The organism is Streptococcus sp. A25, assembly GCF_043674095.1.
In the GTDB taxonomy this organism is placed as follows: domain Bacteria; phylum Bacillota; class Bacilli; order Lactobacillales; family Streptococcaceae; genus Streptococcus; species Streptococcus suis_V.
In genome coordinates, this window is the sequence record NZ_JBIMJO010000026.1 from 1 (window position 1) to 22,275 (window position 22,275).

At 45.1% G+C, this 22,275-nt stretch carries 20 protein-coding genes and 1 pseudogene; 4 read left to right on the forward strand and 17 right to left on the reverse strand.

Annotation, left to right across the window (positions count from 1 at the left end):
• The first annotated feature begins 431 nt into the window (after positions 1-431).
• Positions 432-1,904 (forward strand): plasmid recombination protein, encoded by a 1,473-nt coding sequence (locus ACHBID_RS10280; RefSeq protein WP_238143417.1) that lies wholly within the window; start codon positions 432-434, stop codon positions 1,902-1,904.
• A gap of 320 nt (positions 1,905-2,224) precedes the next feature.
• Here ACHBID_RS10280 and rlmD read toward each other — a convergent pair.
• Positions 2,225-3,574: pseudogene (rlmD, locus tag ACHBID_RS10285) on the reverse strand (23S rRNA (uracil(1939)-C(5))-methyltransferase RlmD); the annotation flags it as partial.
• 37 nt (positions 3,575-3,611) lie between these two features.
• Between rlmD and recX the strand changes: the two are divergent.
• The 3 genes from recX to ACHBID_RS10300 all read left to right on the forward strand — a co-directional run bounded on the left by recX (position 3,612) and on the right by ACHBID_RS10300 (position 5,376).
• Complete coding sequence (gene recX, locus ACHBID_RS10290; RefSeq protein ID WP_105160342.1) at positions 3,612-4,388, forward strand: recombination regulator RecX; 777 nt, start codon at positions 3,612-3,614, stop codon at positions 4,386-4,388.
• A 76-nt stretch (positions 4,389-4,464) separates the two neighbouring features.
• A complete protein-coding gene (locus ACHBID_RS10295) occupies positions 4,465-4,998 on the forward strand; it encodes a DUF402 domain-containing protein (RefSeq protein ID WP_105110663.1) in 534 nt (177 codons plus the stop codon).
• Between the two features lie 60 nt (positions 4,999-5,058).
• Complete coding sequence (locus tag ACHBID_RS10300; RefSeq protein WP_105122486.1) at positions 5,059-5,376, forward strand: DUF960 domain-containing protein; 318 nt, start codon at positions 5,059-5,061, stop codon at positions 5,374-5,376.
• A gap of 38 nt (positions 5,377-5,414) precedes the next feature.
• On the opposite strand, the gene ACHBID_RS10305 is transcribed toward ACHBID_RS10300, so the two are convergent.
• The 16 genes from ACHBID_RS10305 to ACHBID_RS10380 all read right to left on the reverse strand — a co-directional run bounded on the left by ACHBID_RS10305 (position 5,415) and on the right by ACHBID_RS10380 (position 22,200).
• Complete coding sequence (locus ACHBID_RS10305) at positions 5,415-5,672, reverse strand: DUF896 family protein (RefSeq protein ID WP_044681104.1); 258 nt, start codon at positions 5,670-5,672, stop codon at positions 5,415-5,417.
• 9 nt (positions 5,673-5,681) lie between these two features.
• Positions 5,682-7,718, reverse strand: a complete 2,037-nt coding sequence (glyS, locus tag ACHBID_RS10310; protein WP_394732262.1) for a glycine--tRNA ligase subunit beta — start codon at positions 7,716-7,718, stop codon at positions 5,682-5,684.
• Positions 7,718-8,635 carry a glycine--tRNA ligase subunit alpha gene (glyQ, locus tag ACHBID_RS10315; RefSeq protein ID WP_172094720.1) on the reverse strand — a complete coding sequence of 306 codons (918 nt, stop codon included), beginning with the start codon at positions 8,633-8,635 and terminating at the stop codon, positions 7,718-7,720. Before glyQ ends, glyS begins: the two co-directional genes overlap by 1 nt.
• A 19-nt stretch (positions 8,636-8,654) precedes the next feature.
• The gene (locus ACHBID_RS10320) at positions 8,655-9,416 is read right to left on the reverse strand and encodes an elongation factor Tu (protein WP_105160333.1); all 762 of its coding nucleotides are present in this window, start codon (positions 9,414-9,416) and stop codon (positions 8,655-8,657) included.
• A gap of 256 nt (positions 9,417-9,672) precedes the next feature.
• Positions 9,673-10,614 (reverse strand): L-lactate dehydrogenase, encoded by a 942-nt coding sequence (locus tag ACHBID_RS10325; RefSeq protein ID WP_394732260.1) that lies wholly within the window; start codon positions 10,612-10,614, stop codon positions 9,673-9,675.
• Complete coding sequence (locus ACHBID_RS10330) at positions 10,607-11,692, reverse strand: iron-containing alcohol dehydrogenase family protein (protein WP_394732259.1); 1,086 nt, start codon at positions 11,690-11,692, stop codon at positions 10,607-10,609. The genes ACHBID_RS10325 and ACHBID_RS10330 overlap by 8 nt, the downstream gene beginning before the upstream one ends.
• 81 nt (positions 11,693-11,773) lie before the next feature.
• Positions 11,774-12,466, reverse strand: coding sequence for a methionine ABC transporter permease (locus ACHBID_RS10335; protein WP_105110886.1), 693 nt, complete (start codon positions 12,464-12,466; stop codon positions 11,774-11,776).
• Positions 12,450-13,529 carry a methionine ABC transporter ATP-binding protein gene (locus tag ACHBID_RS10340; protein WP_394732257.1) on the reverse strand — a complete coding sequence of 360 codons (1,080 nt, stop codon included), beginning with the start codon at positions 13,527-13,529 and terminating at the stop codon, positions 12,450-12,452. Before ACHBID_RS10340 ends, ACHBID_RS10335 begins: the two co-directional genes overlap by 17 nt.
• The gene (locus ACHBID_RS10345) at positions 13,522-14,901 is read right to left on the reverse strand and encodes a M20/M25/M40 family metallo-hydrolase (RefSeq protein WP_105160330.1); all 1,380 of its coding nucleotides are present in this window, start codon (positions 14,899-14,901) and stop codon (positions 13,522-13,524) included. The genes ACHBID_RS10340 and ACHBID_RS10345 overlap by 8 nt, the downstream gene beginning before the upstream one ends.
• A gap of 73 nt (positions 14,902-14,974) precedes the next feature.
• Positions 14,975-15,856 (reverse strand): MetQ/NlpA family ABC transporter substrate-binding protein, encoded by an 882-nt coding sequence (locus tag ACHBID_RS10350; RefSeq protein WP_394732256.1) that lies wholly within the window; start codon positions 15,854-15,856, stop codon positions 14,975-14,977.
• 173 nt (positions 15,857-16,029) lie between these two features.
• Positions 16,030-16,719 (reverse strand): gamma-glutamyl-gamma-aminobutyrate hydrolase family protein, encoded by a 690-nt coding sequence (locus tag ACHBID_RS10355; RefSeq protein WP_394732255.1) that lies wholly within the window; start codon positions 16,717-16,719, stop codon positions 16,030-16,032.
• A gap of 85 nt (positions 16,720-16,804) precedes the next feature.
• Positions 16,805-17,686: an ATP-binding cassette domain-containing protein gene (locus ACHBID_RS10360; protein ID WP_105160328.1), complete on the reverse strand. Its 882-nt coding sequence runs from the start codon at positions 17,684-17,686 to the stop codon at positions 16,805-16,807.
• Positions 17,679-18,539 carry an ABC transporter ATP-binding protein gene (locus ACHBID_RS10365; protein WP_394732254.1) on the reverse strand — a complete coding sequence of 287 codons (861 nt, stop codon included), beginning with the start codon at positions 18,537-18,539 and terminating at the stop codon, positions 17,679-17,681. The genes ACHBID_RS10360 and ACHBID_RS10365 overlap by 8 nt, the downstream gene beginning before the upstream one ends.
• Positions 18,539-19,372 (reverse strand): ABC transporter permease, encoded by an 834-nt coding sequence (locus tag ACHBID_RS10370; protein WP_105110879.1) that lies wholly within the window; start codon positions 19,370-19,372, stop codon positions 18,539-18,541. Before ACHBID_RS10370 ends, ACHBID_RS10365 begins: the two co-directional genes overlap by 1 nt.
• Entirely contained in the window at positions 19,372-20,331 is a 960-nt protein-coding gene (locus tag ACHBID_RS10375) for an ABC transporter permease (RefSeq protein ID WP_394732253.1), read from the reverse strand. Before ACHBID_RS10375 ends, ACHBID_RS10370 begins: the two co-directional genes overlap by 1 nt.
• Positions 20,332-20,622: 291 nt before the next feature.
• Entirely contained in the window at positions 20,623-22,200 is a 1,578-nt protein-coding gene (locus ACHBID_RS10380) for an ABC transporter substrate-binding protein (protein WP_394732252.1), read from the reverse strand.
• Between the last annotated feature and the right edge of the window lie 75 nt (positions 22,201-22,275).

The window sequence follows — 22,275 nt, forward strand, 5'->3', positions numbered from 1 at the left end:
TCTTTATCTATCCATTATTTTAGAAAATGTGGACTTCTTTATCCACCCATTATTTTAGAGAACACGGACTTCTTTATTTACCCATTATTTTAGAGAAGACGGTCTTCTTTATTTACTCATTATTTTAGAGAACGTGGTCTTTTTTATTTATCCAAAATTACAGCCAAAATGGTCAACTATACAAAACCATTAATCGCTTAAATATGGATTACTTAAATAGTCAATACATTTTTCTATAATGGACTCGTTAAGGTGTCAATTTCATTCTAATAGTAAGAGATTGGTCTCCATAGATTTCAGTCCTAAAGAATAAAACATCAGTAATTAATTACTTGGTTCAGGGATAGTTCCCAATAAATTCATTCTCAAATTTTTAAAATGAGTTTTTAAGGCATACTGTATTAAAGAAAAATTTTTAAGGAGTATACGTGATGCCAAAATTAACTATTTCATTTAAAACAAATCCGAGAATGACAAACATTCGACATAATAATAGAGATTTAACAGAAAAAGAATGGAAGAGCCCAGAACATTCACATATTCTTAGAGATAAAAGTCATCAAAATATTGTAGTGAAACAATTAGATATTCGAGAGCTATATGAAAAGGAATTTGGACCTTCTTTGCAGGAATACAATGAAAAGCAGATAAGAAATGATCGAAAAATCAAGGATTATTATAAACATGTTGGTAAACTTGATACCTTAGATCAACAAAGAGAGTTTATCATTGGTATTGGATCAAAAGCGGATTGGGATGAATTACCAGAAGGATATAAACTCAACATAGGGATATATTTAGCTAAATATGCACAAGATTTCGAAAAACGTCATCCACATTTCCGTGTTTATAATGCAGTAGTGCATCTGGATGAAAAAGGTGCTCCGCATTTACATTTAAATGTAGTTCCCATCGCAGACGGTTATAAAAATGGTCTCTCTAAACAGCCCAGCTTTTCCAAAGCATTAAAACAAGAGGGATTTACAGAAAAAGGAAAATTTCAACTTATGGCTTTTCGCAACAACGAAATTAAAGTCCTAGAGGGCTTGTTGAAAGAAATGGCAGTTGAACGTAAAAAAGTAGGTACGAATAATATTAAAGATATGCGTGAGTACAAAGAAATGATGGCTAAACTTGAAGCAGAAAAAGAAAAGAAATTGAATGAGATTAAAGCTGAAATCACTTCTGAGGTCTCAAACGTAGAAAAAGAATTAGCAAAAAAGAAAGAGAAGTTGAATACACTTGATCAGGAGATTAATAGAAAAGAACAGTCAATTGAACAATTTGATAACACCATTCATTTAAAGCAAGAGTCAGTTAATAAGTTAGATAAGATGTTTGAAGCAAAAGTTGACAAAGTTGAATTGTTATTGGCACAGGAAGAAGCTGTAAATGCTATCAACGAACAATTATTAAAGGATATTGGAATTAAAGAGGATAAGAATTACCTATTTACAAAAGATTTTAAAGTGGAAGAACGTGGACTAATTGGAAAAAAAGAAAAATTCGCTGTTGTACCTTTGAAAATTTTTGAAAAAATGTTATACCAAGTAAATACTAAACCTATGAAACAAATTTTAGACGATTTTATTGATAAAGTCTTTAACAATAGTATCGTCAAAGGATTGAAACAGAAAATTAGCCAGTTGACAGGCGAATTAAAAAGAGCCAGGGAGCAGCTTCAACATGAGAGGTCAGTACGAATTGCTGAACAAAAAGAAGCTAAGAAAAGAATGGATTCACTATTGAAAGAAGTCCAACCTGCAAGAAACCTTTACGACGATTTTCAAAATTATCTCACAGAAAATGATAAGAAAAAAGTATTTGAACGTATCGAAAAACACAAAAAGTTACACCGAGAACAAATAAGTAAAAATCGCAATACAAATGATTATGAACGTTAAAAAGTGCAGATCAATTCTGCACTTTTTAATTTATTTAATTACTCAATCATTCCAAACCAAGTTAACGCATCGATGATAGCTTGTTCTTTTTTGGGTGGACAATTTGGAACTCTTTGATTTTCTTTCTTAGAGTGATTATAGTTCTCTCGCTCGATTATCCCAAGTTTCCTTTTTACTTGTGCAATGTTAAGGGTAGATACTTTTAATTCAAATTTTCTAAAGACATAATCTTTGATTTCTGAATAAGTGGCATCCTTCTTGACAGAAATATCTTTGAGGTCGTCTTCATTGATTTCAAGATCAATATGATGGTTGATATCTCGTTTGGACAATTTAACAACCGCCTCTGTCCGTGCAGTATGTGGGAACATGTCGACTGACTGGATGTATTCTACATCATAAACCTTGGCCAATTTTGCCAAATCCCGGGCCAGTGTCGACACGTTGCAGGAGACATAGACCATCTTGGCTGGCTTGTAGTGTAAAATGGTGTCCAGCAACTTATCATCCAGACCTGTTCGAGGCGGATCTACCACCAAGGCATCTGCCCGGTAGCCTTCCTCATACCATTTTGGAATAATATCTTCTGCCTTGCCCGCCTCATAATGGGTATTTTTCAGTCCCAGACGTTCAGCATTTTTTCTAGCATCTTGAATAGCTTCCGGAATAATATCCATTCCCCGAACCGACTGAACCTTTCTTGCAAAGGCAAAGCCAATGGTTCCGACGCCACAGTAGGCATCAATCAGATGCTCCGTCCCATCAATATCCAGCGCCTTGACAGCCTCGCCATAGAGAACTTCCGTCTGCTGCGGGTTTAGCTGGTAAAATGCCCGAGGTGACAGTGAAAATTCATAGTCCAAAACAGCCTCGGAAATGGCTTCTTGTCCCCATAAAATCTCCGTCCGTTCCCCGTAAATCTCGCTGGATTTGGACTGGTTCCAGTTGAGGGCAACGGTGACAATGGCAGGAAATTGCTTCGTCAATTGCTCAATCAATCGCGTCAAATTGACCTGGCAAGAAGTGACGAAAATCAGCTGCACCTGGCCAGTCTGGCTGGCCCTGCGGACCATCACCGTCCGAATCCCCTGCTCTCTTCGCTCATTGTAAATAGGAATCCGATGCTTGGTCAGTAAGTCTGACACGGCATTGATAATGGTCTGGGTTTCTTCATCTTGGACTAGACAATCTGTAATCCCAATCAAGCGGTGGCTACCTTCTGCATAGAGTCCAGCAGTCACCTTGCCCTTAAAGGAGCGGGTCTGGAACTGCAGTTTTGCTCGGTAGTGGGTGGGCTGGTCCATGCCGATGGTCGGACGGATGTCAAAATGTTCATAGCCTGCTGGTTTGAATTTTTTCAGGGCTTGTAGCAGCAAATCTTGCTTGAAGTCCAGCTGCTTGTCATAGCGGAGGTGCATAATCTGGCAACCACCACAGGCCTGGTAAATTTCGCAGGCTGGCTGGACACGAAACTTGGACTCTTTATTGATTTTCAGAAGCTTGGCCTGGACAAAATTCCGCTTGACATCGGTAATTTGACAATAAATCTCTTCTCCCTTGAGAGCGCCAGGGACAAAAACGAGAGTTTTCTGGTAAAAGCCGATACCTTCGCCGTTAATGCCCATGCGCTTGATTTTTAGAGGAATTCGTTGGTTTACTTGTAGATTCATGTTTCTATTTTACCGAAAATTCCTGTATAATGAAAGAATGAGAGTAACAAAGATTGAAAAGAAAAAACGGCTCTATTTGCTGGAGCTGGATAGTTCAGACAAGCTCTATATCACTGAGGACACCATTGTACGCTTTATGCTGACCAAGGACAAGGAAATTTCTGAACAGGAGTTGGCGGAGATTCGGGACTTTGCCCAATTTTCTTATGGGAAAAACCTGGCTCTTTATTTTATTTCCTTTAAGCAGCGGACCAAGAAGGAAGTGGCTGACTATCTACGAAAGTACGAAATTGATGAGAACACCATCCCAGCAATTTTGCGCAATCTAGAGGAGGAAAACTGGGTCAACGACCTAGCCTATGCGGAAACTTATGTTCGGCAGAATAGCTTGAACGGGGACAAGGGGCCAGCTGTCCTTCGGCAAAAATTGCAGCTCAAGGGTCTTGAAAAATCCCTGATTGACCAGGCACTGACTGATACAGACTTTTCTGAGCTAGCGGCAAAGGTTGGAGACAAGATTGTACGAAAATATGGCCACAAATTGCCTCTCCGCGCCCTGCAGGATAAGATTGCCCAAGGACTGGTGACTAAGGGATTCTCCTATGAACTGGCCAAAAGCGTGGTAGCTAACTTGGACTTGGACAGTGATGAGGAGGCAGAAGCCGATTTGTTGGAAAAAGAACTGGACAAGCAATACCGCAAATATAGCCGAAAATATGAAGGCTATGAGCTTCAACAACGTCTGACCCAAGCCCTGGCCCGAAAAGGCTATGATTATGGTGACATTCGTTCGGCTTTACGCGACTATCTATGACAAAAATTTCGCCAAGGTGCCAAAAATATGATATAATAGTCAAGATAAATTGTAATAGTAGAAAGTTGGTAACAAGGTGAAATTACCAAAAGAAGGCGACTTTATTACAATTCAAAGTTATAAACATGATGGTGAAATTCATCGCGCCTGGCGTGACACCATGGTACTAAAAACAACAGAAAATGCCATCATTGGAGTCAATAATCATACATTAGTCACTGAAAATGATGGTCGACGTTGGGTGACAAGAGAACCTGCTATTGTCTATTTCCATAAAAAATATTGGTTCAATATCATCGCCATGATTCGAGAGAACGGGGTTTCTTACTACTGCAACCTTGCCAGCCCCTATGTCCTAGACAATGAGGCTTTGAAGTACATCGACTATGACCTAGACGTAAAAGTCTTTGCGGATGGAGAAAAGCGATTGCTGGATGTAGATGAGTACGAGCGCCACCGGAAATCAATGAATTATTCGACAGATATTGACTATATCTTGAAGGAAAATGTCAAAATCCTGGTAGACTGGATCAACAATCAGCGTGGTCCCTTTTCTCCAGCCTATGTCAACATTTGGTACAAACGCTATTTAGAACTGCGAAATCGATAAAGTCATTCATAAAGAAAATCCTGTTTTTCAGGCTTTTTTCTTACCTGAGAGGAGGTCACTATGGCATTTCAAGAGACAAAAGGGCGCTATGCCAGCTTCGGCGTTGTCACTTCCCTTCCTGGCGAAGTGATCGACCATTTTTGGTTTATCATTGATAATTATTTAAAAGGAGTCCTGCCTTTGAAAAAGGTTCTGCGCTTCTCCCTGAAAAATCGCAAGGGCAAACTCAGCATTACCTTTTCACAGGAAGGCTATAAAGAGGTTCTCACCATTGATTTCCAAAACAAATTCGACCCCTTCTTCCCGTCAACAGTATTGGTATTCGATAAAGAGGGGCAAGAAACCGTCGCCCTGCCGAAGGAATTAAATTATATATAGCAAAAGACTTGAGCCGAAACTCAAGCCTTTTCTTTGTCTTAGGAATTAGGATCATCCAAACTACGTCCGTGCAAGCCTTTTTCACGTTGGACTTGACGGAGTTTCTCAGGTGTCACATCATTGCCGTCTTCATCGACAACCTTGATACCTTCAACATGGGCACGCACGCTACGGCGATAACCCTCGATGTACTCCTCGCGAAGAGCTGCCTGTTCCTGCAGCTCCTCCTCTGTCAAGCCTTCTGCTTTTTTCTTGCGGGCCAGTTCATTGATGCGATCGATTTTTGCTTGTTCCATGAATACCTCCTACTTACTATTCAAGAGATTGAAGACTGCTACTACAGCCGCCTTATCCGCTAATGATTTCAAAAGTGCCAAGCGGTTGGCTTTGACCGCTGCGTCGTCCGCCATGACCATGGTATTGTCGAAGAAGGCTGCGATGACTGGACTAAGAGCAAAGAGCTTGTCCAAGTTGCCCGCCATGTCTTCTGTCAACTCCAAGCCTGCCACTGCAGCAGCAAGGGCTTTTTCCTGGTCGTTTTCGAAGAGGGCCTCGTCAATGACAGTCGCCTCTGCCTTTTCAGCCAAGTTGAAGACCCGTGACAAGTTTTCCACGGCTTCCTTGTAGTCAGCCTCTTTTGATTTTTGGAAAATAGCAGAGCTGGCTGCCAGTTGCAGTCTAACGACAAAAGTTGAGCTAGCAAGCACAGCCTCGCGGATGTCTTTCGGAATGGCCTTATCCATCATCTTCTCTACACGAGCACGGATGAAGTCCATCACAGCTGGCTGGTTGTCATAAGTCAAACTAGTAAAGTTCAAGCTGTAGAGCTCCGTAATCAGCTGATCCAATGGAATTTCCCAACCAAAGGCTTCCAAGATCCGCACGATACCCTGTGTTGCACGACGAAGAGCGTAAGGGTCGTTTGAGCCAGAAGGAATCAAGCCTACTGAGAAGAAAGATAGGAGGGTATCAAATTTGTCAGCCAGTGCCAAGACCGCACCGACCTTGCTTTCAGGCAATTCACCCTCTGCAGAGTTTGGCAGGTAGTGCTCACGGATAGCTGCTGCCACCGCAGGTTTTTCCCCTGCAAGAAGAGCATACTTCTCACCCATAATCCCTTGCAATTCATCAAACTCTCCGACCATGCCTGTCAAGAGGTCAAACTTGTAGATATCCGCCGCACGTACAACATCTGCTTTTTCATCCGCAGACAAACCTGCCAAGTCAGCCAGTTTTTCTGCGATGACCTTGGTGCGTTCCATATGCTCGTAAAGTGAGCCGATTTTCTCATGGAAGGTCACGACTTTGAGGCGTTCCACCAAGTCAGCAATCTTGAGTTTTTGGTCTTCACGCCAGAAGAATTCGCCATCTTCCAGACGAGCCACCAAGACTTTTTCATTTCCTTTGATGACATTGTCAAGGTACTGGTCATTCCCGTTACGGACGGAGATGAAGTTTGGCAAGAGTTTGCCAGACTTATCCCGCACCACAAAGTAACGTTGGTGATTTTTCATAGAAGTAACCAAGACTTCTTCTGGTACTTCCAAATATTTAGTGTCAAAAGAACCCATGAAGGCAGTTGGGTACTCGACCAAGTTGAGAACTTCATTGAGCAAATCTTCATCAATTTCGACTGTCACATTGTGTTTGTCCTCGATAGCCTTGATTTGCTCGATAATCATATTTTGACGCTCTGCGGGGTCTGTAATGACAAACTGTGCACGCAAGTCAGCCTCGTAAGAATCTGCACTTGCAATCTCTGTTTCATTTCCAAGGAAACGATGACCACGACTGATGCGACCTGATCTAATGTCCAAGAAATCCATATCCAATGCTTCATCGTCCAAGAGAACGGTCAAGGTGTGGACAGGACGGATGTAGGCGAATTTGTTGGACGCCCAGTTCATGCTGACAGGGAAGGTCATAGCCTTCAAGACCTCTGGAATGCCCGCCAAAACTGCCTTAGCTGGCTGACCCGCCTCATGCTTGGTCACATAGACATACTCTTCGCCCTTGATCTCGCGAAACTCGATGTCAGCTGTCGTCAAGCCTTTACCACGGACAAAGCCTTCAGCAGCTTTGGTGAAGTTCCCATCTGCGTCCAAGGCAATCTTCTTAGCAGGACCCTTGAAATCTTCTGTAAGATCCGTCTGCTGGTCTGCCAAACCACGCACACGAACAGCCAAACGGCGTGGCGTTGAAAAAACATCAATGCTGTCAAAAGCCAAGCGATTGTCTGTCAAAAAAGTCGCCATGCGGTCACGCAACTGGTGCATGGCTGGGGTTACGATGTAGGCAGGGATTTCTTCCAAACCAAGTTCAACAAGTAAATTCTTTGTCATTATTCTGCGTCCTCCTTCAACAATTCTGCTCGTGCTGCTTCGTCTAAAAGTGGGAAGCCTAATTTTTTACGCTCAGCCACAAAGGTCTTAGCAACGACACGAGCTAGGTTACGGATACGGGCAATGTAGCCTGCACGTTCGGTTACAGACACAGCACCACGGGCATCGAGCAGGTTAAAGGTGTGAGAACATTTGAGCACATAGTCAAAGGCTGGGTGAACCAAGCCTTCTTCCAAAGCCCGCTCTGCTTCTTTCTCAAACTTGGTGAAGTTTTCAAGGAGCATGTCTTGGTCGGATACTTCAAAGGAGTATTTTGAATGCTCATACTCTGGCTGGATGAAGATTTCACCGTATTTAACACCGTCAGCCCACTCAATATCGTAAACGGAGTCAACCTCTTGAATGTAGGAAGCCAAGCGCTCCAAACCATAAGTTACTTCGGCTGTGACAGGGCCTGTCGCCAAGCCGCCAACCTGTTGGAAATAGGTAAACTGCGTGATTTCCATACCGTCCAACCAAACTTCCCAGCCCAGACCAGCTGAGCCTGTTGACGGGTTTTCCCAGTTATCCTCAACAAAACGAATATCATGCTCCAAAGGATTGATGCCCAAACGCTCCAAAGACTCCAAGTAGAGTTCTTGGATATTAGATGGAGATGGTTTCATCACCACTTGGAATTGGTGGTGCTGATACAAACGGTTTGGGTTTTCTCCGTAACGACCGTCCGCAGGACGACGAGAAGGCTCCACATAAGCCGCATTCCATGGCTCAGGACCAATAGCACGCAAGAAAGTGTAGGGACTCATAGTCCCCGCCCCTTTTTCCGTATCATAAGCCTGCATGAGCAAACAACCCTGCTCATTCCAAAATTGTTGTAAGGTCAGGATAATTTCCTGGAAAGTAAGTTTCTTTGACATAAGTTACTCCTGTTTCTTTTTAAATTTCTTTTTCTAATAATTCTTCCTGCACAAACCAGTTGAGTAGCGAAATGCTTTGGTCTGACTGTGCCCATTTATAATAGGTTTCAAAAAGTGCTTGGACCGAACCTACTTTCTCTACTAACTGGTCAATGGTGAGAAAACTTCGCCAGTACTCGTAAAAAATACTCGCGTAATTTCCTTCGTAAGTGGATTTTCCAAAAGAATCCAAGGAATGCCAGCCGTGTTTTTCTTGAAAGAGGCCAACCAAGAGCTGATTACAAAACCGCTCTTGAGCAAACTCTTCTTCTGTCAAAAAATACTGTCTGCTGATGTACTCGACCATGCCCTCTTCAAACCAGATGTTTGCATCATAGTCCGCAAAGTCATCCAGAAAAAGGTCTGACCAATGCGCCAGCTCATGACCGATAATTTGCAACAGATGATTTTCCGACAAACCTTTGTAGTGAGCACTCAATGTCTGCAAGTCTGGGCTGTTCTCGTAGCTATCTAGTTGATGCTGGTAAATCTTTTTCCAAACTGCTAAGTCTGGTGTCATGACCATGCGGATATCATTAGTGTAGGCTGGTACGGGACTTTGGCCAAGTAATTTTCTTGCGGCTTCTTCATTTGCCCAGATAAGGGCTTGGGGCAAATCACGAACTTGATATTCCTTCCTTAGAAAATGGATATAGTCATGCCATTTTGCCTCGTATTTTGAGACAAATTTCTGATAGTTAAACAGCTGTTCTTGGCTATCCACTAGATAAAAATTCTTCATATCTTCTCTTTCATCTCTGGTAAAACAGAAAAAGAACCACCTTCTCTCCCCCCTGCCTTGCGACATAGGGGCGTTGAGAACGCGGTTCCACCCTAATTTATTACTTCATTTTATATAATTTTTTCACTGAAAGCGCCAATTATTTCCACCCCGGCTCGGCTCCCACTCTCCCAAGCTCGCTAAACAAAGATGCTGAAACAACCTTCTTTCTTGTTGAATAGTATAGCAGATTTACTGGGCTTTGTCTACTACCATATCACAAACTCAAGCTATCCCAGTCTCCTGTCTGGGCAATCTCTACTCGACTACTGATTTGCTTTGCAGATGCTGCTAGGAGGTCACATTCCTCCTGTGTCAAGTCTAGTCGCACCCTGTCTACAATGCCCTCTCTGCCGATGACTGCTGGATAACCTAGATAAACCCCGTACTCTTGCTGGTAATGAGAAACCGGTAGCACTGCTCTGCTATTGCCCAAAACCGCCTCAACCAAGCGTTTGGCCGCCGCTGCGATGGCAAAATTGGTATAGCCCTTGCCGAAAAATACGGTGTGTCCGCCCATGCGCGCCTCCTCTGCCAGCTGGTCCATCTCTTTCTGGTGCAAAAGTGCCTGAATAGGCTGACCCGCCACCGCCACCTGACTCCATGCAGTGAATTGGGAATTGCCATGCTCACCTAGATTGTAGCCTGAGATGGCCGTCGGAGAGACCCCAAATCGATGCCCCACCGCACGTTTCATCCGGGCCGTATCTAGTAAGGTACCTGTGCCAATCACCCGATTGCGAGGAAAACCAGTATAGGTCTGATAGAGCTGACTGATGACATCGACGGGATTCGTAATGACAATCAAAATACCAGAAAAACCTGAAGCAACCAACTTGCTCGAGACTTCTTTGACCTCTTGACTAGTAAAAGGCAGTTCCGCAAAGCGACTATTGGCTGCATTGGCCTGGAGACTGATTTTCCCAAGGCTCGACACGATAATATCTGCGTCCGATAGAGCACTGTAATCATTGGCAATGAAAGTGGCAGACTGCCCCGTATTGGCCACACGGTCCTCCATATCCAGAATATCTGCCGCAAGTTTCTCTTCATTTTTGTCAATCAGGACATAGTCGTCAAAGAGATTGCCTGCCACCAAATCATGCAGGAGGGTGGCTCCGACATGGCCCAGACCTATGATACCGATTTTTCTAGCCATAGACTTCCTCCACCAGACTTTCCAAGGTCAACATGGCCTTAACCACATCCTGAGTTTGAATATTCTGATCAATATTGATGTAGCTTTCCTTGCTAGAGGTCGCAAACTCAGCCACCTTTTGCATAGCAGCTGCCCTATCCTCCGTCACACCCAGCTGTTTCCAAGAAAAGATATAGCCGTTCTTTTGGTAAAAAGGCAGGAGTTTTCTGACCTCATCCCTGTCACCCGTCAGGCATAATTGCACCAAAATCCCATAAGAAACCTTGAGTCCATGGGCAATGCAGTGGGTTTCATGGAGCAGGGTCAATCCATTATGAAGAGCGTGAGCCCCCGATACATAGTCGCTGGTCTGACAGCCGACATTAGCCGCAATGGCAAAGGTCGTATCCACAATCCGCTGAAAGGCTGGACTTAGTTTGTTCTGGTCAAAATCCGCAACAGCTGTCTCCGTGTCCTGAAGTAAAATATCCAGCGAGACCTTGGCTGTCGCTAGCGCCAGTTGAACAAGGGCAGGCAGGTCCGCACGATTTTTCCCTCTGTGAATCGCCTCCAGCTCATACCATTTGGCCAGGGTATCCGAAATGCCTGAAATGAAAAACTCCCGTGGCGAATCCAACAGCAGGTCATAATCCACCACCGTCATAAAACCCGACCGTTGGCAGTAATCAATAGACTTGAAGGTATGGTCTGGATGATAGGCCACCAAGAGCGGGGTCGAGCAGGCACAGGTAGAAACCAGGGTCGGTACAAAAACCGCCTCAATACCCAGACGGTCGGCTGTCCCCTTGGTCGTATCCATGACCTTGCCGCCACCTACGCCAATCAAGACATCCGCACCTAGACTTTTAGCCTTTTCTGCCAAGCGATTCATATCTTCATGACTGGCTGTCTGGTCATAGAAGAGCACCGGCCAATTGGGTTGATTGCCACCGTGTTTGACAAAGGCCGCATAGGATTTCTGCCCTGTCACAATGACCGGCTGCTTGAAGATTACCAATCTTGCTGGCAATTCTTTAATGGCACCGCTGGATGCCACATATTGCCCCGGCTCACCCCGCACTAATTTTTCAAATTCCATACTATTCACCTCTTTTTTATTTATGATATGAAAAAAACAAAGATATATCAACCATTAGCCAACATCTTTGTTTTCTGTCTATTAACGATGGTTGATTTTCTTGGTCACAAAATCTCCGACAAACTGGATGAAGAAGATCATGATCAAGATGAGGAGTGTCGCAACCAAGGTTACATCATCATCCGAACGGTTATAACCATAGGAAATAGCGACGTTACCTAGGCCACCGGAACCAATGGCACCTGCCATAGCGGTGTAACCAACCAGGGAAATCAGAGTCAGGGTTGTTACACGAATCAAGTCTGGCAGACCTTCGCGTAGGTAAACCTTGATAATATCAGGAATAGTGGCTCCTACTGACTGGGCTGCCTCAATCACACCCCGGTCCAACTCTGACAAGACAACCTGAACCTGACGGGCATAGAATGGAAATACAGACAGGGACAGAGGGACCAAGGCAGCTTTGAGACCGATACCTGTTCCTACAATCGCACGGGTTACAGGGTTGAGGACAGCCAAAAGGATGATAAAGGGAACCGCCCGAAAAAGAGAGGCCACCTTGTCCAAAATCCAGAACGCATACTTGTTTTCCAAAATGCCACGAGGGCCTGTCAATACCAAAAGAAGACCTCCGACCAAGCCCAAAAGGCCTCCAAAGATAAAGGACCAGAAGGTCATATAAATGGTCGCCTGAATGGCTGGCAACCAACCGTAAGGCGTATCCCAGCCCATTTTTATCACATTTTCAAATGTTGTTTCAATCCACTGATTCATCTTGTGCTCCCTTCAAAACAGTCACTTCTACCTGTGCCTCTGCCACAGCCTCCAAGGCATGGTGCAATTGGGCAGGTTCACCTGATAAGATAACGACTAGCTCACCCACTGGCGTGTGGTCCAAAATCTCAATATTTCCGTAAAGAATATTGGATGTCACCTGGTACATCTTATACAAATCATTGACAATAGCCGTATCCGTGCTGGCACCCGAATACTTGAGTTGGACCAGAAGACTGTCTTCCGGCAGATTTTGCACAATCCCCTGCTGGTAAATTTTGACCAGTGCTTCATCGATTCCTGTTGCTGTTTTGATAAAGTCCTGGGTCAATTCCTGCTTAGGATGTGAGAAAATCTCAAGAACAGATCCTTCCTCAATCAACTGACCATCCTGCATCACCGCCACCCGGTTGCAAATGTCTTTGACAATCTGCATCTCATGGGTAATCATGACAATGGTCAAGCCCAATTTCTCATTGAGTTCTTGCAAGAGAGCCAGAATCTGCTTGGTTGTTTTAGGGTCCAAGGCAGAGGTTGACTCGTCAGAAATCAAGATTTTAGGATCATTGGCAAGGGCACGCGCAATAGCGACCCGCTGCTTTTGGCCACCTGAAAGTTGAGACGGATAGTTTTCTGCTCGGTCCGCCAAACCAACCAGGTCCAAGAGCTTGGCAACCTTGGCTGCCTTTTCTTCCTTGGTCAAGCCAGAATGCTTGAGGGCAAAAGCCACATTTTCCGCAGCAGTCATCTGGGCCATCAGATTGAAATGCTGGAAAATCATCCCAATTTCACGGCGTTTGATTCGCAGTTGGGCTGGTGTCAACGTAACCTTATCACCTTCAAAAATCACATCTTCATCAATAGTGATTTTACCTGCTGTCGGCACCTGCAAGAGGTTGATAACACGGACCAGGGTTGATTTCCCCGCCCCAGAATAGCCGACAATTCCATAAATATCGCCTTGGTTAATATGGATGGTTACATCCTTAACCGCCTCAATCGTGCGCTTTTTCTGATGAAAGGTCACATCGATATTATCTAGCTTAATCATTTCCTTACTCATAACTTGCTATTAACTCCTCAATTAGTTGAACATGACTATAATAGTCAGCAATTTTTACATTTTCATCGCCCGCATGGTCTCGGCTATTGGCATTGCCCAGTCCAAATCCAGCAATTGGCACCTGCAGGGCATGAAAGACTGTATGCATAGGGCCTGTCCCCGGCGAGGTTGGCAACACCGAAACCCCGTCAACCGTCAACTTTTTAGCTAACTCGATAACTTTGGCAATGGCTGGCGCAGTCATGTCGCTACGGTAGCTCTTGATACCTAGGGTGAAATCGACCTGAACCCTGTCAAAGCCATTCTTCACCAGCTGTTGACGGACCTTGTCCAGCACATCCTGAGGATCCAAATCCGGTACCAGACGAATCTCCATCTTGGCAGAAGCCTGGGCTGGAATAATGGTCTTGACTCCCTGGCCCAGATAGCCTGTAGAAAGACCCTCAATGGTAATGGACGGCTCAAAATAAAGGCGTTTCAAAAATGCTTTTCGCTCTTCCAAGAGTGTTGGCAGGGTCAAGCTGTAAATCTCCGTAAGATTTTCAGGACTGGTTAGGGCGAACTCCTCTACCAAGGCTAACTCTTGCTCATTCGGCTCCTGAACCTGGTCATAGAGACCATCCACCAGGACACGACCATCTGGACTTCGGAGGGACTGGAGGCCGGACAAGAGATACCAGCTAGCGGAGTCAATCACTCCGCCATAGGACGAATGAATGTCCAGCTCTGCCGATTGGACAGAGACATCGAAAGTCACGATTCCCTTGTTTCCGCCAGCGATTTCTAGCTGATTGAGGGCATTTCGGTGACCTTGTTCCCAGATGAGCAAGTCGGCACCTGATAACTGGTCCTTGTACTTGACCAAATACTTATCCAAATCAACCGATGCCGACTCTTCAGCACCTTCCATGATGAAAATAACATTGACCGGTAGTTGACCGTCGTGCTTAGCCTGATAGCTCTGAAGGGCGGATAGGCGAGCTGTAATATGCCCCTTGTCATCATCCACCCCGCGGCCATACATGTGGGTCTCGTCCATTGTCAGTTCAAAGGGTTGCCCCTTGAGCCAAATTTGGTCACTATCAGCCGGCACTGTGTCATAGTGGTTGTAGAAAATCAGGGTCTTGGCATTGGGCACCGTCGCTGCAAAACGAGCCATGACAAAAGGAGCCGTATGAGACTGGTCCAAGATAACCTCTGCCCCTGCACTTTCAAACAAATTCTTGAGGTAAGTAGCAACCTCCAAAAGACCAATCTGCTGGGCAAAGATAGATTTCATACTAATCAGTTTTCTCAGATGCCCAATCCCCTCCTGGACAATCTTGTCTTCCTGGAAGGCTGCGATTTGTGCCTGCTCATTTGTCTGTCCCATTTTTTCTACCTCCTCCAAAAATAGGAAGAGAAGCTGGGGGTCTCCCAGCCTCTATCCTGTTGTTTAATTCTTTTTATTCTGCTTCGTTCCAGATTGGGAAATCTGTTTTCTTAGAGCCGTCCTCAATCAACTTACCAACTTCATCAGTGTTGTATGCTTTGACAAGGGCTTTGATCGCGTCAGCCTTATCTGACTCTTCCCACTTGTCTTGAGCAGCGATAACATTGTACCAAACTTTTGTATTTGGACCTTTTTCCTCGATATACAAGGCAGTGTCTGTATCGATACCTGCTTGTTGAGCGTAGTTATTGTTGATAACTGCCCCGTCAACTGATTCCAATGAACGAGCTGTTTGGCTAGCATCCAATTCAGTGATTTTGATATTTTTTGGATTTTCAGTAATATCAGCAAGTGATGCCAAGTCACCGTCTTTCACTTCCAACTTGATCAAGCCAAGTGACTCAAGCAAGAAGAGGGCACGGCTACCGTTTGTTGGGTCGTTAGGAATTGCGATTTCAGCACCTTCTGGAAGGTCTTCGACATCTGCATACTTGTCTTTACCGTCTGCGATACCTGAGTAGAAACGAATTGGGCTGTAAAGAGTGTAGCCCGCAACCTGCAAGTTTTCACCGTTTTCTGTGTTCCAGTTATCCAAGAAGAAAATGTGTTGGAAGGCATTGACATCCACATCGCCCTCAGCCAAGGCCTTGTTTGGTTGTGAATAGTCTGTGAATTCTGTGAACTCCAACTTCACACCTTCTTTGGCAGCATTTTCCGTAACCTTGTTCCAAACATCAGTCGTGTAAGTATTGCGCGTCATGATACCAACCTTCAAGGTTGTTTCCGCTGCATCTGAAGAAGTTGAACCTGATTCAGATGCTGGAGCACATGCTGCAAGTGTCGCAATGGATAGGGCAGCTGTTGCTGCAAAGGTAAATAATTTTTTAAGTTTCATAGAAAGTAATCTCCTTAATTTTTGAACTGTATTTATCTTAACACAGAAAATGAAATCTGACCAATTGGTATTTTTTATAGATAGTTATAAGTTTTAACTATATCAAAACCCAGTTTCACTATAGCTTTTGAAAACATGCAAAAACCAACCACTCTTACGAGCAGCTGGTTAACTTAAAATCGATCAACAATGTATTGGAAAAGTTCTCTGTGTTGACGGCAATCCTCAAACAAGAACTCTGGGTGCCACTGAAGGCCAAATAGGGCCTGCTTGCCCTTGCTTTCATAAGCCTCAATGGTCCCATCTCGTGGATCACGTCCTGTTGCTACTAAACCAGGTGCCAATTCCTTGATACGCTGGTGGTGGAAGGAATTGATTTGACTACCTTGGGCAAAGAGGTGGCTGACACGGCTGTGGCCCTCGACTTCTAGCTGGTGAGAGGTTCCTGCCCAATCATTCTGCCAATGGTCCTCCAAGGACTGCTCCAGACTACCACCCAGGGCCACATTGAGCAACTGCATCCCACGGCAGACCGCAAAAATCGGTTTGCCCTGACGAAGAGCCTCCTTAATCAAGGCCAATTCAAACTCATCACGCGCCAACAAATAATCGTCACTGTCAATCTCTTTTTCCTGGCCATACAGGCTAGGGTCTACATGCTGACCACCAGATAAAATCAACTTGTCCACCATGTCAATGTAATCCTTGGCCGAATCCGGATTTCCCATAGGAATCACGATTGGCAAGCCACCAGCCTGGCGCACACCGTCTGATAATTCACGCGCCACCGTCACATAATGACGGCCCGATTTGCTTGGAAATTCTTGCTCATTACCCGAAATACCAATCACAACCTTCTTCATAGGAAATCCTCTCTATCAATTTTTTATTATTCTATCACGAGCAAGAAACATCGTCTAATATAGATTTTCAATCTCGTTATAAATTTTATTTATCAAGGCTTGAAAGGACAAAATGTCCCTCCTCCACCTCTAACCACTGACCTTGAGTGACAAAGTCGTGGCTCTGCTTATTCTTTGCCAAATCAGCCAATTCCTGCCGGGCCTGAGCTGGATTCAAACTCAGATTGGACTTTAGCAGATAGCGGGTATAGGCGTGCTGGGGATTTTGGAAAATAGCTGACGCAGAACCCAGTTCGACTAGACTACCCTTATACATGACAGCAATCCGATCTGCAAAGTGCCGCACCAAGGTCAAATCGTGTGAGATAAAGAGATAGGTCAAACCAAATTCATCCTGCAAGCCCCGTAGCAAATCCAAAATGGTCGCCTGTATGGAAACATCCAAGGCTGATGTTGGCTCATCACAGACCACAAACTGAGGCTGCGAGACGACCGCCCGTGCAATCCCAATCCGCTGACGTTGACCACCTGAAAAGGATTTGGGACGCTTGTGAACCGCATCCCCACTGATTCCCACCCGCTCCAGAATAGCCAAGGCCTTGCTTTCCGCCTCTTCCTTGGGCAGGGCGTAGAGGGGTTCCTTGACCAATTCCAAGGCTGATAGGTAGGGATTGAGAGACGAATAGGGATCTTGGTAAATGACCTGCAAGGCCTGTTTTTTCAGCTCCTGATCCGATAGGCTTGGAAAACGAATGTCCCCTTGGCTGGCTGTTTCCAGTCCCAAAATAATCTTGGACAGGGTTGATTTCCCACTACCTGACTCACCTACCAAGCCCAGGGTTTCCCCCTTGAAAATGGACAGGTCAATATCTTTCAGGGCCTGAACCACCTGTTCTTGACCCAACCAGGATTTTTTCCGATAGGTCTTGCTGACACCAGCAACTTCTACCATAATATCTTTAGGCATCTGCTTGCTCCTTTCTTACCCAATGGTCCGGACCGACCTCAACCAACTGACTGGTCGGACTATCTACTGGCAAGCTGCCGTCAAAGGTTTCCAAACGGGCTGCCTTGAGTAGGGCCTGGGTATAAGCATGCTGCGGTTCAGCAAAAATGGTCTCCACATTAGCCTTCTCTACCACCTTGCCCTGACGCATAACATAGACCAGGTCACATATGCCAGCAATCACACTGAAATCATGACTGACAATGGCAATGGTCAAGCCAAAGGACTCCTGCAACTCATTGAGCAGGGCCAAAATCTGAGCCTGAATAGTCACATCCAAGGCCGTTGTCGGCTCATCCGCAATCAAGAGCTGGGGTTTGGCTAATAAAGCCATGGCAATGACAATCCGCTGCCGCATACCACCTGAAAACTCAAAGGGAAATTGCTTGAGACGTAAAGCTGGATCCGCAATACCAACCTTTTCTAGAATCGATAATATTTCTGTCTCCACCTGGTCCTTGCTCAAGCCTGGCTGGAAACGACGCACCACTTCCCTCAGATGAAAACCAATGGTCCGCAAGGGATTAAGAGAGGTCATAGGATCCTGGAAAATCATGGACAAGGGCAGAGCTTTGGGATTGTCAACAGCCTGTCCGTCCATCTCAAAGCTGCTATAACTTGCCTCCAAACCTCTGGGCAAAATCCCCATCAGAGACTTCATGGTCAAGCTCTTTCCAGAACCCGACTCGCCAACGATACCGACGATTTTTCCCTTGGGAATGCTGAGGTCAATACCGTCCACCAAGACCATTTGAGAGGTCCGTTTCTGATTGGTAATGGTCAGATTGTTTAAGCTAATCAAATTCTCTGTCATTAGTAGACCTCTCTTTCTAGGCAATCACGAATCAAGTCACCGATATTGTTAAAGGAATAAATAGTCAGAAGGATAAAAAGTCCAGGCAGGATTGCCATATGTGGAGCACTCTGCAAGGTTGACTGGGCATTTTGCAGGAGACTTCCCCAAGAAGCCAGCGGTTGCTGGATCCCCATTCCCAAGAAACTGAGGGCAGACTCCGTCATAATGGCCGACGAAATGCTGGTCGATGCCGTTACTATCAAGGTTGGGAGGATTGCTGGTAAAATATGGCGCCAGATGATTTTCCGCTTTTTAACACCGATAAAGGCTGCATAACCAACATAGTCTGCCACCTTGGCTTTCATGGTCTCGGCCCGTAAAATTCGGGCAATGCTCATCCAAGAAAAGCCACCAATAACAATGATAATGGTTGACAAGCCAGGTTTCAAGAAGATGCTGAGCACGATGACCAAAACCAGCCAGGGAATAGAAGACAGAACTTCAACAATCCGCATGATGACATTGTCCCATTTTCCGCCAAGATAACCAGCCGTTATCCCGACCAGGCTGCCGATTGTCACCGAGGCGACCATGGCCATGAGACCGACTAAAAGGGAAATCCGTCCACCGTAGATAACGCGGATAAAGTAGTCACGCCCAACCTGGTCCGTTCCAAACCAATGCTCCGCACTCGGTCCCTGGTTCATCTGCGTCACATCCGTCAGATTGGGATCGATAGGGATAAGGGGGGCCAAGAGAGACAGGACTACCAAAAAGAGGATAAAGATGACTGAAAAGAGATAGAGGGGAGATTCTTTGAGTGTTGCCTTCAATTGTTTGAGTATCAACATTAGTTCTCTCCTCCTTTCCAGACACGGGGATCCACTAGGGCATACAAGACATCCGACAGGAGATTGCCCAGGATGACAAGGCTGGCAGACAGGAGCATAACCGCCATAATCACCGGATAGTCCAGGGCTTTAGTTGCTGCTGTCAGATAAGGTCCCACTCCCGGCCAGGCAAAAATGGTTTCTGTAATGATAGCTCCCGTCACCAACATAGGCAGGGCCATCCCCACCTGGGTGGCTACAGGAATCAAGACATTTCGTGCCACATGCTTGCCGAAGATTTCTGATTTTTTAGCCTTAAAAGCCTCTTGTACGGTCACATAGTCCTTGTCCACCTCCACAATGGCTGATGCCCGGATGAAACGAATTAATTCTGGTAGGAAAGCCATGGTCAAGGTCAGATAGGGCAGGGTGAAATGGGAGAGAAAATCCAGAAAATCCCCTTCCTTACCCAGGGTATACATACCGATAAAAGGAAAGAGGCGCCACTTATAACCAAAGAGATAAATCAAAATCATGGCAAACCAGAAGGTCGGCATGGCAATCCCGATAGAGGCAAAGGCATCGATAACCTTATCAACCCACTTCCCTCGCTGGGAGGCTGAAATCAAACCCAAGGACACTGCCAAGACTAGGGCAGTCAAGTAAGAAGGCAAGACAAGCGAAATGGTATTAGGAATTTTCTCCGCCAAATCCGCCCCAATTGAATGCTGGGTCATCAGAGAAAAACCAAGGTCCCCTGTCAAGAGGCCCTTTAGCCAGATGCCGTACTGAACCAAGAAAGGTTGGTTGAGCCCATACCGTTCCTTGAGCAGGTCAATTTGCTCCTGATCCATATTGGGCGTTGTCATGGAATCAATCACATCAAAGGGGGCCAATTGAATCAGGGAAAAGACGATAAAGGAAATGAGTAATAAGAGAGGAATGGCCTGCAAAATCCTCTTTACAATATAACGAAACATAGTTCCTCCAAAAACACGAAAAGGGAGCCGGCCAAAACCCTAGAACCTGTATTCACAGCTCGTCACCTTTAGCTAAGGCTATTTTTCTGCCACTCAGCGTTCGTTTTTCTAGAAATACAGTCAGTATTTATAGAAAAACGGCCTTGATGTGCAAAAAACTATTTCCTATCTAAATGTACCTTACTTGTGAATACAGGTTCTTATAAAGTTCGGACCTAACTTCCCACTATTGTTTGAATGGGCTGACTAAGATTAGTCAGGCCCATTCGTCTTGTTGAACAAAAGACTCCCTTATTCAATCGTCAATTTAGACGGATCTTCAAAGGTAAAGATTGGAACCAAACCAGCCTCTTCGACATTTTTCACACGCTTGTTAACAGCCAAGATTTTCTTGTTGTCCACAATTGGGTAGATAGCCGCTTGGTCAGCCAATTCTTTCTGCAAATTGTCATAGATTTCTTCACGCTTAGCCTTATCCAGCTCAACCGCGCCTTCTGCAAAGTAGCCGTCAATTTCTGGTGAAGTCAATTTGAAGTAGTTAGACGCTCCACCTGACTTGAAGAGACGAGCATATTGGTCTGGGTCATTCCCCATGATGTAGCCACCCAGGAAGAGATTGTAGGCTGTTGAGCCTTCCTTGCGCAATTCTGTGAAGAGGGCAGATGAATCGCCACCAGCCAATTCAACCGTTACACCGATAGCAGCCAATTGCTGTTGGATCAAGGTTGCTTGTAGGGTTTGTGCTGCGTCAGATGAGTTGTAACCCAGGTTGAGGGTCAGATTGCTGACACCTGCTTCAGCCAAGAGCTCTTTGGCCTTCTCAACATTTTGCTCATATTTTTCAACATCATCTGTCTTGTATGGGTTGGCAACTGGAAGGAAGGAATAAGGTGTCTCATAGTATTTCTTATCCAAGTAAGCTGCCTGGTTGAATTCATCCTTGTTTAGTGCAAAGAGAATAGCCTTGCGGACCTTGACATCCTTCAACTCTTCAGTCGTCGTATTGAGACCCAGGTAGCCAACACGGTTTTCACTATAAGCATAAGTTTCAAGTGTATCTTTGTCCAAGTCCTTGATAACCGCCGGAAGAACAAAGGCTGCATCTACTTCACCTGTTTGAAGAGCAACCTTAGTCGTATCTGGGCTTTCGATAATACGAAGGACCAGATTGTCGATTTCTGCCTCACCCTTGTAGTAGTTCTCGTTGGCTTCCAACTTGATATACTCACCATTCTTGTACTCTACAAATTTGTAAGGTCCTGTACCGACAGGGGTTGCCTTCAATTGGTTAACAGACAGGTCTGCCTCATCTTTAAAGATGTGCTCTGGGATAATGTAGGTCTCTGCTACGATATTGTCCAAGGCAGGTGCAGACACTGCTGGAAGGACGAATTTGACCGTATAGTCATCTACCTTCTCAACCGTCACAGGTTGGTCGTTGATATAAAGGCCGTCTGAACCACCATTTTCTTTCTTCACTTTTTCATTGTAAGTAAAGACAACATCATCTGCGTTAAAGGCTTCGCCGTCTGACCATTTAACATCCTGACGGAGTTTAACCGTGATGCTAAGGCCGTCTTCTGCAATCTCGTAAGATTCTGCCAATTCATTGACATAGCTACCGTCTGCCTCGATACGAATCAATGGAGAGTAGATAAAGTTGGTCAAGGTCAAGCCCCAACGGTCGCTGGTGTTAAGCGGGTTGGTCGAACTTGGGTCGCCGTCGATAGCATAGGTAAAGGTTTCCGTATCTGCTGATGATGCAGCTTTTGAGCTAGAGCCTGTATTGGACGCTCCGCCATTGGCGCAAGCCGCCAAGGTCAAAACTGCTACAGTTGATAAGAGGCCAGTAAGCCATTTCTTTTTCATGTCATTTTCCTCCATTTTACAAAAGTAGTACTAGTTTACCAAGAATCAACTGGCTTGACCAATATATAAAATTTA

Coding starts and splice junctions, on each gene's coding strand:
- ACHBID_RS10280 (WP_238143417.1), top strand. CDS start 432: ATGCCAAAATTAACTATTTCATTTAAAACAAATCCGAGAATGACAAAC.
- recX (WP_105160342.1), top strand. CDS start 3,612: ATGAGAGTAACAAAGATTGAAAAGAAAAAACGGCTCTATTTGCTGGAG.
- ACHBID_RS10300 (WP_105122486.1), top strand. CDS start 5,059: ATGGCATTTCAAGAGACAAAAGGGCGCTATGCCAGCTTCGGCGTTGTC.
- ACHBID_RS10305 (WP_044681104.1), bottom strand. CDS start 5,672: ATGGAACAAGCAAAAATCGATCGCATCAATGAACTGGCCCGCAAGAAA.
- glyS (WP_394732262.1), bottom strand. CDS start 7,718: ATGACAAAGAATTTACTTGTTGAACTTGGTTTGGAAGAAATCCCTGCC.
- glyQ (WP_172094720.1), bottom strand. CDS start 8,635: ATGTCAAAGAAACTTACTTTCCAGGAAATTATCCTGACCTTACAACAA.
- ACHBID_RS10320 (WP_105160333.1), bottom strand. CDS start 9,416: ATGAAGAATTTTTATCTAGTGGATAGCCAAGAACAGCTGTTTAACTAT.
- ACHBID_RS10325 (WP_394732260.1), bottom strand. CDS start 10,614: ATGGCTAGAAAAATCGGTATCATAGGTCTGGGCCATGTCGGAGCCACC.
- ACHBID_RS10330 (WP_394732259.1), bottom strand. CDS start 11,692: ATGGAATTTGAAAAATTAGTGCGGGGTGAGCCGGGGCAATATGTGGCA.
- ACHBID_RS10335 (WP_105110886.1), bottom strand. CDS start 12,466: ATGAATCAGTGGATTGAAACAACATTTGAAAATGTGATAAAAATGGGC.
- ACHBID_RS10340 (WP_394732257.1), bottom strand. CDS start 13,529: ATGAGTAAGGAAATGATTAAGCTAGATAATATCGATGTGACCTTTCAT.
- ACHBID_RS10345 (WP_105160330.1), bottom strand. CDS start 14,901: ATGGGACAGACAAATGAGCAGGCACAAATCGCAGCCTTCCAGGAAGAC.
- ACHBID_RS10350 (WP_394732256.1), bottom strand. CDS start 15,856: ATGAAACTTAAAAAATTATTTACCTTTGCAGCAACAGCTGCCCTATCC.
- ACHBID_RS10355 (WP_394732255.1), bottom strand. CDS start 16,719: ATGAAGAAGGTTGTGATTGGTATTTCGGGTAATGAGCAAGAATTTCCA.
- ACHBID_RS10360 (WP_105160328.1), bottom strand. CDS start 17,686: ATGCCTAAAGATATTATGGTAGAAGTTGCTGGTGTCAGCAAGACCTAT.
- ACHBID_RS10365 (WP_394732254.1), bottom strand. CDS start 18,539: ATGACAGAGAATTTGATTAGCTTAAACAATCTGACCATTACCAATCAG.
- ACHBID_RS10370 (WP_105110879.1), bottom strand. CDS start 19,372: ATGTTGATACTCAAACAATTGAAGGCAACACTCAAAGAATCTCCCCTC.
- ACHBID_RS10375 (WP_394732253.1), bottom strand. CDS start 20,331: ATGTTTCGTTATATTGTAAAGAGGATTTTGCAGGCCATTCCTCTCTTA.
- ACHBID_RS10380 (WP_394732252.1), bottom strand. CDS start 22,200: ATGAAAAAGAAATGGCTTACTGGCCTCTTATCAACTGTAGCAGTTTTG.